The organism is Kitasatospora sp. NPDC058048, assembly GCF_042885555.1.
GTDB lineage: Bacteria > Actinomycetota > Actinomycetes > Streptomycetales > Streptomycetaceae > Kitasatospora > Kitasatospora lactacystinica.
The window spans coordinates 1-13748 of the sequence record NZ_JBHVRT010000014.1 but is presented as its reverse complement, the minus strand read 5'-3'; the positions used below and the strand labels follow the sequence as shown (position 1 = coordinate 13748).

Below are 13748 nucleotides of genomic sequence, written 5' to 3'. Positions count from 1 at the left end.
ACCATGCCGTACATCACCGTCGGCCAGGAGAACTCCACCCCCATCGACCTCTACTACGAGGACCACGGCTCCGGGCAGCCCGTCGTCCTCATCCACGGGTTCCCGCTCGACGGGCACTCCTGGGAGCGGCAGAGCGCCGCCCTGCTGGACGCGGGCCACCGGGTGATCACCTACGACCGCCGCGGCTTCGGACAGTCCTCCCAGCCCACCACCGGCTACGACTACGACACCTTCGCCGCCGACCTCCACACCGTGCTGGAGACCCTCGACCTGCGGGACGCCGTGCTGGTCGGCTTCTCGATGGGCACCGGGGAGGTCGCCCGCTACGTGTCCCGGTACGGCTCCGGCCGCATCGCCAAGGCCGCCTTTCTGGGCTCCCTGGAGCCCTGCCTGCTGAAGACCGACGACAACCCGGAGGGGGCCGGTCCGAAGGACTTCTTCGACGGCATCGTCGCCGCCGTCAAGGCCGACCGGTACGCCTACTACACCGCCTTCTACCGGGACTTCTACAACCTCGACGAGAACCTCGGGAGCCGGATCAGCGAGGAGGCCGTCCGCAACAGCTGGAACGTCGCGGCGAGCGGCGGCTTCTTCGCCGCCGCGGCGGCGCCGTCCACCTGGTACACGGACTTCCGGGCCGACATCCCGCGCATCGACGTGCCCGCCCTGATCCTGCACGGGACCGCCGACCGCATCCTGCCGATCGACAGCACCGGGCGCCCCTTCCACCGGGCGCTGCCCTCCGCCGAGTACGTGGAGGTCGAGGGCGCGCCGCACGGCCTGCTCTGGACCCATGCCGAGGAGGTCAACGCGGCGCTGCTCGCCTTCCTGGCGAATTAGTGGCACCGCACGCACCGCCACGGCGCGCACCGCGGGTGCGACCGTCCCTACCGGCAGCGCCCGCCGGGGCATCGGGAGCGGGCCGTGGAGGCCGACAGGGCCGGTCGTCGTGCGCGCGGGCCTCCTGTCACGCATCCGCTGCCTGGTGGAGACCGAGGACGCCGACGAGATCCGCACCCCGGGCGGGGGCGGCTACGGTGGGTAACGCCGTCCGCCCTTCCGCGCTCCGCCCTTGTCCGCCGTACGCCCTGGCCCTGGCCCTGGCCCCGTCACCCCGTCCGGTCCGCCCCCGAGGAGCACGCCGATGACCGACCTCACCCGCCCGCACCTGCTCGCGGCCATCGAACTCGCCGCCTCCGCCCGCGCCCACGGCAACCACCCCTTCGGCGCGCTGCTGACCGACGAGTCCGGAGGCGTCCTGCTCACGGCCGAGAACACCGTGCTGACCGACCACGACGTCACGGCGCACGCGGAGACCAACCTGGTCCGCCAGGCCTGCCGCACCCTGGCCCCGCACCAGCTCTCCGCGACCGTCCTGTACAGCAGCACCGAGCCGTGCGCGATGTGCGCCGGCGCGATCCACTGGAGCGGCATCCGGAAGGTCGTCTACGCGCTCGCCGCCACCGAGCTGAACGCCATCGCGGGAGTGGACCCGGACGAGCCGGTGCTCGACCTGCCCTGCCGCCAGGTCTTCGCGGCCGGCGGCGGCACCGTGGAGGTCTCCGGCCCGCACCTCTTCGAGGAGGCCACCGCCGTGCACACGGGGTACTGGGGCTGACCGGATCGCCACCCTCCCCGGACGGCTTCTCCGCCGTCGAGCACGCGGTGGCCGCCGCGGAGCGGGAAACTGGACCCCGGGCGCGCACCGACCCCGCAGGCCGAGCGGCAGGAGACGGCGATGAGCAGCACGCAACCCCTACCGGCGGAGACCTGGGCCTGGGCGGTGGAGCACCCCGGGCCGGTCGGTGGGCCGGGGCCGGGGCCACTGGTCCGGGAGCGGCGGCCGCTGGACGCGCCCGGCCCCCAGGAGGTCCTGGTCGAGGTGGAGGCCTGCGGGGTGTGCCGCACCGACCTGCATCTCGCGGAGGGGGACCTCTCCCCCAGGCTGGCCCGGTGCACGCCCGGGCACGAGGTGGTCGGGGGCGTGCTGGCGACGGGGGCCGGGGTCGAGGGTTTCGCCATCGGGGACCGGGCCGGGGTGGCCTGGCTGGCCCGGACCTGCGGCGACTGCGGGTACTGCCGCAGCGGGCGGGAGAACCTCTGCCCCGCGTCGCGCTACACCGGCTGGGACCGGCACGGCGGCTACGCCGGGCACCTCACCGCGGACGCCCGCTTCGCCTACCGGCTGCCCGAGGGCCCGCCCGCCGAGGAGCTGGCCCCGCTGCTGTGCGCCGGGATCATCGGCTACCGAGCCCTGGAACGGGCCGAACTCCCGGCGGGCGGGCTGCTCGGCATCTACGGCTTCGGCGCGTCCGCGCACCTGACCGCCCAACTCGCCCTCGCCCGGGGCGCCCGGGTGGCCGTGTTCACCCGGGCCGCGGCGGCCCGCCGGCTGGCGCTGGACCTCGGCGCCGACTTCGCCGGCGACTCCTACGACCCGCCCCCGCAGCCGCTGGACGCCGCCATTCTGTTCGCCCCGGTCGGCGAGCTCGTGCCCGTCGCCCTCACCGCGCTGGACCGCGGCGGCACGCTCGCCGTGGCCGGCATCCACCTCACCGACATCCCGGCGCTGGACTACCGGCGGCACCTCTTCCAGGAGCGCACCCTGCGCAGCGTCACCGCCAATACCCGGGCAGACGGACGCGCCTACCTCGCCGAGGCCGCCCACACCCGCCCGGTCGTCCACGTCACCCGCTACCCCCTGCGCCGTGCGGACGCGGCACTCGCGGACCTCGCCGCGGACCGGGTGACGGGTGTCGCGGTGCTCGTCGCGGAGTAGCGCACGGTGGTCGGCGTCCCGCACGCGATCCGGCCGCCCGACGCGCTCGGGCGTCGGGCGGCCGGGGGGAACGGCGGGGTCAAGGGGTTCAGCAGGTTCAGACGGTTCAGACGGTTCAGAAAGTGAGGTTCCAGGCGTCGATCGTGCCGGTGTCGCCGGAGGCGCCGTCCTTCACCCGGAGCTTCCAGGTGCCGTTCGCCGCACTCGCGGCGGCGTTGACGGTGTAGGTCTTGGCGACGTTGTCGGTGCTGTCGCTGTTCGGGAAGTCCTCCAGGAGATAGACCGTGCCGTCGGGCGCGACCAGGGAGAGGACGAGGTCGCCGCGGTAGGTGTGCTTGATGTCCACGCCGACCTTGAGCGCCGCCGGGGCGTTGCCGCTGACGCCGGTGACGGTGATCGGGCTCTCCACCGTGGTGTTGTCGGGGATCGCCACGTCGGCGGTGTTCTCGAAGTACGTGCCGGTGGGCGGGGTGGCGCCACCGACCGCCTTCAGCGCGTCGACCTGGCCCTCGCCGAAGAAGCCGTTGACGGCGGTGGTGCCGGTGCAGCGGCTGTCGGAGGCGGGGCAGGCCAGGTCGTTGGCCTGGCTCGCCAGCCGGGCCCGGATGTCCGCCGGGGTGAGCGACGGGTTGGTGCTCGCGATCAGCGCGGCCACTCCGGTGACGTGCGGGGAGGCCATCGAGGTGCCGCTCTTGGTGCCGTACTTGCCGCCGGGCAGGGTCGAGTAGACGCCGGTGGCGCCGTCGCCGCCGGGCGCCGCGACGTCGATGACGCCCCGGCCGAAGTTGGAGTAGGAGGCCTTGCCGCTGCCGCTGCCCGTGGCAGCGACGGTCACCACGCCGGGGAGTTCGGTGGGGATGTCGACGCAGGCGTTGGTGATGGTCCGGGTGACCTTGGTGGAGTCGTTCGGGCTCTCGCTGTCGGTGGTCTTGTTGGCCAGGTCGTAGTTGGAGTTGCCGGCCGCCGCGACCTGCAGCGAGCCCTTGCCCTCGGCGTACTCCTGGGCGCGCTTGACGCCCTCGATGATGGCCGCCTGGTCGAGGTCGTTCGGGCAGTTGAACTGCCAGGGGTCGGTGTAGTAGCTGTTGTTGGTGACCTTGAAGCCGTGGTCGCCGGCCCAGACGAAGCCGCAGACGGTGTTCTCGGCGTAGAAGAGGGTGCTGGTCGGCTCGGCGATCCGGACCGAGGCGATCTTCACGCCCGGTGCGACGCCGATGACGCCCTTGCCGTTCTTCGCGGCCGCGATGGTGCCGGCGACGTGGGTGCCGTGGGTGTCCACGTCGCGCCAGGCGCCGGTGCGGGTGTCGGGCTTGCCGTAGGCGCAGGAGGCCGAGTCGGCGGCGTCGAAGTTCGGTGCGAGGTCCTGGTGCTGGTCGTCGACACCCGTGTCGAGCACGCCGACCTTGACGGACGGGGAGCCGGTGGTGACGTTCCAGGCCTGGTCGGCCTTGATCTGGGTCATGTCCCAGCGGTTGGACTCGGTGAGCGTGGTGGCCGCCTGGGCGGGGTTGGCGGGCAGGGCCGGGTTGTAGGCGTCGGCCGGCACGTCGGAGGTGCGGGTCGCGCCGACCTGCTGGATGCCGGTGACGGTCCGCAGCGCGGCGGCGAAGCCGGCGCTGGTGGAGTGGGCGACGATGACGCCGATCGCGTCGTAACTCGCGAAGACCGTACCGCCCTTGGCGGCGACGGCGGTCTTGGCGGCGGCGATGTCGGCGGGGGCGCTGATCACCAGGTAGGCGCGGGTGCCGGCGGCCCAGCCGGCCGCGGCGCCCGCGACGGCGGGGGCCTGGGCGACGGGAGCCTGGGCGGCGGGCGCGGAGACGGCGCCGGGGACGGTGGGGGTGGTGGCCGTGGTGGCGGCGGTCGCGAACGCGGTGGGGGTGGCGAGCGCCATGGCCGAGAGCACGGCGAGGGCTGCGGCCGGGCGGCCGAGCCGCCGGGATATCAGGGGTGACACGTGTCCTCCTGTTCGGCCCGTGCGTGAGGGGGATCGCACGGGAATTGAAGGAAACATGCCAGATTGGGCAGGACTTGGGGAAGACTTTACGCCCGACGACTTCTCACGGAGACGTTACGTTTTGATGTCGCGGGGTCTGCGGCACCCCGGACGGGGTGCGCACGGCCGGCCGCGGGGCCCGCGGCCGCACCTCCGTCGCGGTGGGTCCGGCGGGGCCGATGAACGGCCGGGCGGCATCGGTCAGTTCACGGAGCGACGCCGCATCGTGGCGCCGAACTCGGGACGGACCGACCGGCCCGCCCGCGAGGGAAGAGGATCGCGCAGCCTGGCCACATACCGCTGGTACGCCCGCGCCTCGGCCGAGACGCCCTCGACGGCGGCCAGGCGGTCGGGGAACAGCACTCCCCCCGCGTGCAGTTGGGCATTCGTCCCGAACTGGTTCCCGTGCAGACGGCCGGTGACCAACCGGCCCCGGTTCCGGGAAATCAACCTCGACCCGCCGGCCACCACCGGCCCGCGGTTGACCTGGAACCAGACCTCGCGCCGATTGCCGAACAGCACGACACTCTCGCGGAGATCACGCACGTCGGTGTACACGTCGAAGTCCCAGTCACCCGGGGCTCCGCCCGAGCCGTAGCACCCACGAAGGTGGTGCATGAACCGGGGCAGGCCGACAGGGGCACCGAACGGAATCACCGCGTCGGCACAGGGCTCACCGGCGATGAAATAGACCCTGAACTCCAAGCCGTACAGCCGTCCCCGGACCTTCTTCCTGATCCAGAGCGAGAACAGGTCCGCGTCGCCATGGCTGGAGCGGCTCTCGGTACGGACATGCCGACTCAGGTACTCGAACGACAGCGTCTCCCGATCGACCAACAGGCCGGGGATCCGTTCGACCGAGCCGTGCAGCAGATAGAGGCACATCAGGTCCACCAGATGCCTGTCGTGTGCCAGCCGCGTAAGGAATCCATCGGAAAAACTGTCCCGCAAAAGTGTCTCCAGCCGTCCCATCCACCCTGCGCCCGCATCCTGGGCACGGGTAAATCTACGGCCTTCGGGACGGTTTTCGGCGCCCCATCGAACCGGGGCGGAGACGACCGTGCTCACGTCGTCGGTCGCTCGGTCGGCCGAGGCTCAGGGATCCGTCGGGGGCAGCCTTCAACCTGAGGTGGACTTCGACGGGCGAGAAGATGGGCCCCGGGGCGGACATGCTCCGGACCTCAGACGGACGCCTCGCGTCCCGGCGACCTGGCACAGTGTCAACTGTCTTTGTTGTGACGGATGTTGACGGCATCCGTCGGTCGATTTCGGGAGGACGGCATGGCGGACGGGGCGGCGGATCCGAGGCTCGGGAGGATCGGTTCGAAGGGTCGGCGGTGGCGGGGCACGGCCGGGCGGTCAGCGGTCGTCGTACTCGCCGGCGCGGGCCTGCTGGCGGCCTTGGCTCCGGCCGCCGGTGCGACGGACGCCCCGGCGGCGCCCTACCGGGTGGCGGCGGGCGGGGCGCGGAAAGCGGACGGGGCGGCCCTGGACGCGGTGGTCCGGGCCATGGTGCGGGAGGGCGGCGCAGCGGCGACGCTGGCCCGTGTCCGGGAGAACGGCGCCACGGTCTGGAAGGGTGCGGCCGGCGTGGCCGACCTGGCCACCGGTGCCCCCGCCGATCCGGACGGCCGGTTCCGGATCGGCAGCGTCACCAAGACCTTCGTCGCGACGGTGGTCCTCCAGCTCGTCGCGGAACACCGCCTCGGCCTCGACGACTCCGTCGAGAGCCGCCTGCCGGGCGTGGTGCCGAACGGCGCCGGCATCACCGTGCGCCAACTGCTCAACCACACCAGCGGCATCCACGACTTCACCGAGGACCCGGCGTTCGACGTCGGCAACGAGGCGACGCTGCGGCAGTGGCTGGCGGGTGGGCGCTGGACGTCCTACCGACCGCAGCAGCTCGTGGACATCGCGAACAAGTACCCGCCGTACTTCGCCCCCGGACAGGGCTGGCACTACTCCAACACCAACTACGTGCTCGTCGGCATGATCATCGAGCGCCTCACCGGTCGCAGTTGGGCGCAGGAGGTGAACCGCCGCATCATCCGGCCGCTGGGCCTGACGAGCACCTCGATGCCCATCGACTCGCCCTTCATTCCCGGCTCGCACGCGCACGGCTACTACAAGCTCGCCACCGGCCCCGCCGACGTGACGCTGCTCAACCCGTCGATGGCGTCCTCGGCCGGGGCGGGCATCTCCACCACCGCGGATCTCACCCGTTTCATCTCCGCCCTGCTCGGCGGGCAACTGCTCGGCCCGGCCGAACTCGCCGAGATGAAGCGCACCAGCGGCCCGGGCGAGGCCGTCGGCTACGGCCTCGGACTCCAGCGGATGGCCACGCCCTGCGGCGAGTTCTGGGGACACGACGGCGGCATCCCCGGCTACAACACCCTGATGGTCGGCGAGGTCACCGGAAAGCGGCAGTTCGCCACCTCGATCAACCGGTACGACCTGTCCGACCATGCCGCGATGCAGCGGACCTCCAACGACCTGTACTCCACAGGCACCTGCGGCGGCCGCCCGCCGGCCTCCTCGCCGCCGGTCCTCCCGCCCGCCTCCGCGACACCGCGGTCCGCCGGACCGCTCACCTGATCCGGGGCCCCGGATCCGTGCGCCGCCCGTACGGCCACGGACGCGCGGATCGCCGCCCTCCCGGCGGCCCGAGCCACCAGTGGAGTCCGGGCCGAAGCCGGTCAGGTGCGGGCGGCGCCCTTGCGCAGGCCGTAGGCGGCGGCTCCGGCGGCGATCACCGCGGCCCCGGACAGGACCGAGGCGAGCGGCAGGGCGAACGCGAGGACCACACAGCCTGCGGCGCCGACGACGGGGACGATCCGGGCGGGGCGGCCCTCGGCGGGGGTGAGGGTCCAGGCGGAGACATTGGCGACGGCGTAGTAGGCCAGGACGCCGAAGGAGGAGAAGCCGATCGCGCCGCGCACGTCCCCGGTGGCGGCCAGTATCGCGACCACCGCGCCGACCGCGAGTTCGGCGCGGTGCGGGACCTGGAAGCGCGGGTGGACGGCGGCCAGGGCGTGGGGCAGGTGCCGGTCGCGGGCCATCGCCAGGATGGTGCGCGAGACCCCGAGGATCAGCGCGAGCAGGGACCCGATCGCCGCGACGGCCGCCCCCGCACGCACCACGGGGGCGAGTCCCGGGACGCCGGCGGCACGCACGGCCTCTGCCAGCGGTGCGGTGGCGTGGGCGAGCCGGTCCGGCCCCAGCACCACGAGGACGGCCACCCCGGCGGCCGCGTAGACGATCAGGGTGATGCCCAGCGCGAGCGGGATCGCGCGGGGGATGGTGCGCTCGGGGTCGCGGACCTCCTCTCCGAGGGTGGCGATGCGCGCGTAGCCCGCGAAGGCGAAGAACAGCAGCCCAGCTGCCTGGAGCACCCCACCGGGGGTGGCGTCCGCGCCGATGGCCAGGCGCGCGGTGTCGGTGGCGTCGCCGGTGAGGCAGGCGGTGACCACGGCGGCGAGGACCGCCAGGACGACGGTGACGATGCCCCTGGTCAGCCACGCGGACTTCTGCACGCCGACGTAGTTCACGGCCGTCAGCGCCACCACGGCGGCGACCGCCACGGCGTGGGCCTGGGCGGGCCACACGTAGGAGCCCACGGTGAGGGCCATCGCCGCGCAGGAGGCGGTCTTGCCGACCACGAAGCCCCAGCCCGCGAGGTAGCCCCAGAAGGGCCCGAGGCGCTCGCGGCCGTAGACGTAGGTGCCGCCGGACTGCGGGTAGCGGGCGGCCAGCCGGGCGGAGGAGGTGGCGTTGCAGTACGCCACCACCGCGGCTGCGGCGAGCGCGGGCAGCAGGGCGGAGCCGGCGGCGGCCGCGGCGGGGGCGAGGGCGGCGAAGATCCCCGCGCCGATCATCGAGCCGAGCCCGATCACCACGGCGTCGAACACGCCCAGATGGCGCTTCAGCTCCCCGCCCCGGGCGGATGCCGACGTCCCCATGCCCACTCCTCAGCCTCCCGGCCCGCCACTGTGTCGGCCTCCGGTCCCGGCGCAGGATAGAGGAGCGAGGTGTCCCGCGAACGTGGGCCGGGCGCGTTCTCCGGCCGCGGTCGGGCCTACGACCCCCTGCGCGCGCTCACCCGGACCGGTCCCCGGACACACCCCGCCGTCCGGGTTTGCCGGTCCGCTGCCCGGCTAGCCGCTCTGGTATGGAAACCACACCACTGCACACCCGCCGGTGGTCCCGCCGACTGCGCCGAGCCATGGACGCACCGGAGCGCTGGGACCTCCTCGACGCCCCGGCCCGCCCTCTCGCCAAGGCGGTCGAGGCCCTCCCGCTCGGGCCGTACCGAGACGCGCTGCACGGCGTGTGGCTCGGCCACCCGCTCCACCCCGCGATGGTCCAACTGCCGATCGGCTGCTGGATCTCCGCCGCCCTGCTGGACTACCTCCCGGGCGGACACCGGTCCGCCGACGCCCTGGTGGCGGCCGGACTGCTGACCGCCGGGCCCACCGCCCTCACCGGCTGGGTGGACTGGGCCCGGCTCGACCCGCCGCGCCGCCGCACCGGCCTGGTGCACGCGCTCGGCAACACCACCGGCGTGCTGCTGTACGCCGGCTCGCTCCTCGCGCGCTGCCGGGGGCACCGGACCCGCGGCCGGCTGCTCGGCCTGGCCGGGGCGACCGCCGTCTCGGCCGCGGCCGCGCTCGGCGGGCACCTGTCCTACCGGCAGGCCGCCGGGCCGAACCGGGCCGCCGCCGTACCGCGCCTGGCACCGGCCGACTGGGTCCCCCTCGGCCCCGTCGAGGACTTCCCGGACGGGAAGCCCGTACGGGCGACGGCCGGCGAACTGGCCGTGGTCGTGGTCCGCGAGGGCGAGCACTGCCACGCACTGGCCGAGCACTGCGCCCACCTGTCCGGGCCGCTGTCCGAGGGCACCCTCGTGGAGGGCTGCCTGCGCTGCCCGTGGCACGGCAGCACGTTCCGGCTCCGGGACGGCGAAGTCGTGCACGGCCCGGCCACCGCACCCCAGCCGGTGCTGGAGACCCGGGTGCTCTCCGGGCACCTGGAGATCCGGCTCCCCGCGGCCAACTGATCGTCCTTCCGGGCCGTGGGCCCGCTCCGGCCCGCCGCTGCGGACGGCTTCGGCGCGCACACCCCCGTCCCGGCCTGGTTGCGGCCGTGGACGAGGACCGTGTCGATCGGGCGGAGCCTGGCCGGCCATTCGACCCGGAGGCGGGCCTGTTCCCCGGTGCCGAACACGGCCAGGGTGGCGGCGTCGGGCCGGGCCATGGCGTGGGTCGCCAGGGCGCCGGCGGCGGCGGTGCGCCAGGCGGTGAGCAGGCCGCGGTCGTCGAGGATCGCCCGGATCCGGCCGGTTCGGGCGCTGACGACGCAGACCGATGAAGAAGGCGTCGAAGAGCGGCAGGTTGCGGGCGATGAGGACGCGGTTGCGGTCCAGGATCGTGGCGCGGGCCTTGAGCGCGACGCGGGCCTGGTCGTCGGCCAGGGCGAGCCGCCGTTCGACGTACGTCACCCCGTGTCGATGCGGCGCCCGGTGACGGCGGCCGGGCGGATGCGCACCCAGAGCGGGCGGGCGCCGCCGGCCCAGGGGGTGGTGCCGGGGAGTGCCGCGAGGTGCTGTTCCTCGTCCGAGGTGTCGACCAGATGAGCCTGGCCGAGGATCAGGACACTCCAGCCCGCGCTCCGGTGCTCGTCGATCCGGTCCACCTCGAACGAGACGGGCGAGCCGTCGGCCGGGGCGGCGGCTCCCCTGGGGGCCGTGCGGTAGGCGATCGTCCGGTCGTCCACCGCGAAGTTGACCGGGAGCACGACGGGCGCCGAGGAGCCGGGCAGGCCGACCCGGCCGACGCCGCGGGTGCCGAGCAGTTCCCAGCACTGCGGTTCGGTGAGACGCAGGAGCTGACCGCGGCGGCCGGTGTCGGTCTGCCCCGGCGGGGCGTCCGGACGGTTCCCCGACAGCAGCTCCGGCCAGGCCATCCCCAGCACGGCAGCGATCCGGACGAACCCGGGTGGATCGAACTCCGGCCCCGAGTGGAGGAGTTGTCGCAAGTAGGCAGGGGACATCGAGGCCCGGTGGGCCAGCATGCCTTCGCTCAGACCGAGCTGATCGCTCCGTCGGAGGATCCGGCGGGCGATGTCGCCGCAGTCGGGATGCGCGGTCATGGTGTCGGCTCCTCCGTACACGGCGTTCAGGTCCGGAACACCGCGACCTTGAGCGCGCCGGTGTCGGCCGCGTCGGCGAAGACGTCGTAGGCCTCCTGCATCTCGTCCAGGCCGAAGCGGTGGGTGACCAGCCCACCGGTGTCGAGCCGGCCGGCGGCCAGCATGTCCAGCAGCATCGGGGTGCTGCTGGTGTCCACCAGGCCGGTGGTGATGGTGACGTTGCGGATCCAGAGGTCCTCCAGGTGCAGCACCGCCGGTCTGCCGTGCACGCCCACGTTGGCCACCCGGCCGCCGGGGCGCACCAGGCGGGTGCAGAGCTCGAAGGTCTCGGGCACGCCGACGGCCTCGATCGCGACGTCCACGCCGAGGCCGTCGCGGCTCAGCTGCCGGACGGCCTCGGGGGTGGCCTCGGCGGAGGTGAGCACGGTGTCGGCACCGAAGCGCTTCGCTGCGTCGAGGCGGCTGCGGGCGAGGTCGACGGCGATGATCCGGGCCGGGCTGTAGAGGCGCGCGGTGAGGACGGCGGCGAGTCCGATCGGTCCGGCGCCGACGATCGCGACGGTGTCGCCCGGGCCGACGCCGCCGTTGCGGACGCCGACCTCGTAGGAGGTGGGCAGGATGTCGGCGAGCAGCAGCGCGTCCTCGTCCCGGACGCCTTCGGGCAGCCGGTGCAGGGAGGTGTCTGCGAAGGGGGTGCGGACGTATTCGGCCTGGCAGCCGTCGATCAGGTGGCCGAGGATCCAGCCGCCACCGCCGGTGCACTGCCCGTAGGCCGCTGTACGGCAGTAGGAGCAGCGGCCGCAGGCGGAGACGCAGGAGACCAGCACCCGGTCGCCGGCCGTGATCGTGCGTACGCCCGGGCCGGTCTCGGTGACGGTGCCGAGGGCCTCGTGGCCAAGGACGCGGCCCTCCTCGACCTCGGGGACGTCGCCCTTGAGAATGTGCAGGTCGGTGCCGCAGATGGTCACCGCGTCCACCCGGACGACGGCGTCCTCCGGGTCCCGGACGGTCGGGTCGGGGACGTCGCCCCAGGTGCGGCGGCCGGGTCCGTGGTAGGTGAGCGCCTTCATACCGCGATCACTCCTCTCGGAGGGCGGAGCCGGGACGGTTCCGCCCGCCCTTCCAGACTTCTCCACGGCCGCGCCCGTCGCCAGGGGGCCGGTGGGGTGCTCCCGGTGGGCCGATGGACCCCGTTGCGCCCCGCTGCCCGGTGGACGAGCCCGGGCCGGTCGGTGGGCATTGGGAGCAGGGCACGGAGGCGTCAGTGCGGGCGCTGGTGCTGCTGCTGCTCGGATTCGGCGTGGGCGGCGATGACGGCGGCCTGGAGGCGACGTTCCACGCCCAGCTTGGCGAGCAGCCGCGAGACGTGGTTCTTCACGGTCTTCTCGGCGAGGTAGAGCTCCTGGCCGATCTGGCGGTTCGTCCTGCCCTCCCCCACCAGGGCGAGGATCTCCCGCTCGCGCGGGGTGAGCCCGGCGAGCGCGGTGTCGGTCGCGCTCTCCTCGTGGTGGCGCAGGCTCTCCATCAGCCTGTGGGTGGTGGCCGGGTCGAGCATCGACCGGCCGGAGGCCACCGTCCGCACCGCGCCGACCAGTTCGGCGCCCTTGACCTGCTTGAGGACGTAGCCGGCCGCGCCGGCCATGATCGCGTCGAGCAGGGCGTCGTCGTCGTCGAAGGAGGTCAGCATCAGGCAGCCCAGCCCGGGCATCCGGTCCCGCAGGTCCCGGCAGACGGTCACCCCGTCGCCGTCCGGGAGCCGTACGTCGAGCACCGCGACGTCCGGGCGCAGCGCCGGTACGCGGACGAGGGCCTGGGCACAGGTGCCGGCCTCGCCGACGACCTCCATGTCCGGCTCGGCCTCCAGGAGGTCACGGACGCCCCGGCGGACCACCTCGTGGTCGTCGAGCAGGAACACCCGTACGGGCTGGGGCGAGTCCATGGCCTGCTCCTGGGTGCGCGGGGCATTGACACCACCGATTCTCCGCGCCCGCTCCCGCCCGCGCAGCGCGTCGGCGGCCCGGGCCCGTCGGACGTCCGGGACGGCGGCCCGGCGGGCGGCGGCCAGGCTCTCCGGGGAGCCGTCGACAGTGGCGAACGCGACCGTCCCCACGCCTCCGCTCAGGCCGGCGCGCCGAGCCGGAGTTCCACGTCGACCACGCCGGGCACGGAGCGCACCAGCCTTTCCAGGAGGGGTCCGGAGAGGGTTCCCGGCAGATCGCCCGTCAGGGTGATCCGGCCGTTCTCGGAGCGGACGTCGCTCTCGACGGCGGCATCCGGGCCGAGGGTGGCGGCCGGCTCGAATCGGACCCGGTCGTCGTTCACGCGGTCGTGGCAACGAGACACAAAGGATACTGCATGGTCACGTCAAGACTGCTCGCCGGGACACGCAGCGGCGGATTTCAGCTGACTACAACCGCGACGGGGCCTACCTGGACGTCTCGCAGACCGCGGGCAACGGACACTGGCCGTGGCAGGCCAAGAACCTGCTTCAGGTCACCGGGCAGGCCCACTTCCAGACCCCCGAAGCCTACGACGGGCCGGGCAACTGGGTACGGGCCTGCAGCGCGTCGTTCGCGGTGGGCGACCCGTGGGGCAACCCCCAGTGGGGTACCAACATCAACTGCACCGCCTGGAACTGACCCACCCGCCGTGTGTGCCCTGTTGTCCTCACGCGGTGCAGGAACGGGCACCGGCTGCGGCGAGGCGGCTGCGGTGTTGGCCCCGGGGCCGGCGGCGGTTTCCAGGGGTCGTAGCAACACGTGGTTGGTTTGATCAGGCCGCGATGAGTTTATGCAGGCGCTCGGCTGGGGTTTCCCAGCCGAGCGT

General features: G+C 73.6%; 12 protein-coding genes and 1 pseudogene. 5 read left to right on the top strand and 8 right to left on the bottom strand.

Going from position 1 to position 13748, the window contains the following annotated elements; all coding sequences use genetic code 11:
* Nucleotides 1–3 precede the first annotated feature (3 nt).
* From ACFVVA_RS16700 to ACFVVA_RS16690, 3 genes are all read left to right on the top strand, one after another.
* Complete coding sequence (locus tag ACFVVA_RS16700; protein ID WP_387690127.1) at nucleotides 4–840, top strand: alpha/beta fold hydrolase; 837 nt, start codon at nucleotides 4–6, stop codon at nucleotides 838–840.
* Between the two features lie 304 nt (nucleotides 841–1144).
* Nucleotides 1145–1618, top strand: a complete 474-nt coding sequence (locus tag ACFVVA_RS16695) for a nucleoside deaminase (protein WP_387690125.1) — start codon at nucleotides 1145–1147, stop codon at nucleotides 1616–1618.
* Between the two features lie 120 nt (nucleotides 1619–1738).
* The gene (locus ACFVVA_RS16690; RefSeq protein WP_387690123.1) at nucleotides 1739–2779 is read left to right on the top strand and encodes a zinc-binding alcohol dehydrogenase family protein; all 1041 of its coding nucleotides are present in this window, start codon (nucleotides 1739–1741) and stop codon (nucleotides 2777–2779) included.
* A 115-nt stretch (nucleotides 2780–2894) separates the two neighbouring features.
* Here ACFVVA_RS16690 and ACFVVA_RS16685 read toward each other — a convergent pair whose 3' ends face one another.
* Nucleotides 2895–4685, bottom strand: a complete 1791-nt coding sequence (locus ACFVVA_RS16685; protein ID WP_387690377.1) for a S8 family serine peptidase — start codon at nucleotides 4683–4685, stop codon at nucleotides 2895–2897.
* Nucleotides 4686–4976: 291 nt separating this feature from the next.
* Nucleotides 4977–5843 carry a hypothetical protein gene (locus ACFVVA_RS16680; protein WP_387690121.1) on the bottom strand — a complete coding sequence of 289 codons (867 nt, stop codon included), beginning with the start codon at nucleotides 5841–5843 and terminating at the stop codon, nucleotides 4977–4979.
* A 213-nt stretch (nucleotides 5844–6056) separates the two neighbouring features.
* Here ACFVVA_RS16680 and ACFVVA_RS16675 point away from each other — a divergent pair, with 213 nt between their 5' ends.
* Entirely contained in the window at nucleotides 6057–7370 is a 1314-nt protein-coding gene (locus ACFVVA_RS16675; RefSeq protein WP_387690119.1) for a serine hydrolase domain-containing protein, read from the top strand.
* A 101-nt stretch (nucleotides 7371–7471) separates the two neighbouring features.
* Here the strand turns inward: ACFVVA_RS16675 and ACFVVA_RS16670 are convergent, their stop codons facing one another.
* Complete coding sequence (locus ACFVVA_RS16670) at nucleotides 7472–8734, bottom strand: APC family permease (protein ID WP_387690117.1); 1263 nt, start codon at nucleotides 8732–8734, stop codon at nucleotides 7472–7474.
* A gap of 209 nt (nucleotides 8735–8943) precedes the next feature.
* Here ACFVVA_RS16670 and ACFVVA_RS16665 point away from each other — a divergent pair, with 209 nt between their 5' ends.
* A complete protein-coding gene (locus ACFVVA_RS16665) occupies nucleotides 8944–9831 on the top strand; it encodes a Rieske 2Fe-2S domain-containing protein (RefSeq protein WP_387690116.1) in 888 nt (295 codons plus the stop codon).
* Nucleotides 9832–9896: 65 nt separating this feature from the next.
* Here ACFVVA_RS16665 and ACFVVA_RS16660 read toward each other — a convergent pair.
* The 5 genes and pseudogenes from ACFVVA_RS16660 to ACFVVA_RS16640 all read right to left on the bottom strand — a co-directional run.
* Nucleotides 9897–10127 (bottom strand): annotated as a pseudogene (locus tag ACFVVA_RS16660) (ornithine cyclodeaminase family protein); the annotation flags it as partial.
* Nucleotides 10128–10268: 141 nt separating this feature from the next.
* Nucleotides 10269–10922 carry a pyridoxamine 5'-phosphate oxidase family protein gene (locus ACFVVA_RS16655; protein WP_387690114.1) on the bottom strand — a complete coding sequence of 218 codons (654 nt, stop codon included), beginning with the start codon at nucleotides 10920–10922 and terminating at the stop codon, nucleotides 10269–10271.
* A gap of 26 nt (nucleotides 10923–10948) precedes the next feature.
* Complete coding sequence (locus ACFVVA_RS16650; protein WP_387690113.1) at nucleotides 10949–11992, bottom strand: zinc-dependent alcohol dehydrogenase family protein; 1044 nt, start codon at nucleotides 11990–11992, stop codon at nucleotides 10949–10951.
* 191 nt (nucleotides 11993–12183) lie between these two features.
* Entirely contained in the window at nucleotides 12184–12861 is a 678-nt protein-coding gene (locus ACFVVA_RS16645) for a response regulator (protein ID WP_387690375.1), read from the bottom strand.
* Between the two features lie 179 nt (nucleotides 12862–13040).
* Complete coding sequence (locus ACFVVA_RS16640; protein ID WP_387690111.1) at nucleotides 13041–13244, bottom strand: BON domain-containing protein; 204 nt, start codon at nucleotides 13242–13244, stop codon at nucleotides 13041–13043.
* Between the last annotated feature and the right edge of the window lie 504 nt (nucleotides 13245–13748).

What these genes read in the sequence shown, in the direction of transcription:
- ACFVVA_RS16700 (WP_387690127.1), top strand. Translation starts at nt 4, where the DNA reads ATGCCGTACATCACCGTCGGCCAGGAGAACTCCACCCCCATCGACCTC.
- ACFVVA_RS16695 (WP_387690125.1), top strand. Translation starts at nt 1,145, where the DNA reads ATGACCGACCTCACCCGCCCGCACCTGCTCGCGGCCATCGAACTCGCC.
- ACFVVA_RS16690 (WP_387690123.1), top strand. Translation starts at nt 1,739, where the DNA reads ATGAGCAGCACGCAACCCCTACCGGCGGAGACCTGGGCCTGGGCGGTG.
- ACFVVA_RS16675 (WP_387690119.1), top strand. Translation starts at nt 6,057, where the DNA reads ATGGCGGACGGGGCGGCGGATCCGAGGCTCGGGAGGATCGGTTCGAAG.
- ACFVVA_RS16670 (WP_387690117.1), bottom strand. Translation starts at nt 8,734, where the DNA reads ATGGGGACGTCGGCATCCGCCCGGGGCGGGGAGCTGAAGCGCCATCTG.
- ACFVVA_RS16665 (WP_387690116.1), top strand. Translation starts at nt 8,944, where the DNA reads ATGGAAACCACACCACTGCACACCCGCCGGTGGTCCCGCCGACTGCGC.
- ACFVVA_RS16655 (WP_387690114.1), bottom strand. Translation starts at nt 10,922, where the DNA reads ATGACCGCGCATCCCGACTGCGGCGACATCGCCCGCCGGATCCTCCGA.
- ACFVVA_RS16650 (WP_387690113.1), bottom strand. Translation starts at nt 11,992, where the DNA reads ATGAAGGCGCTCACCTACCACGGACCCGGCCGCCGCACCTGGGGCGAC.
- ACFVVA_RS16645 (WP_387690375.1), bottom strand. Translation starts at nt 12,861, where the DNA reads ATGGACTCGCCCCAGCCCGTACGGGTGTTCCTGCTCGACGACCACGAG.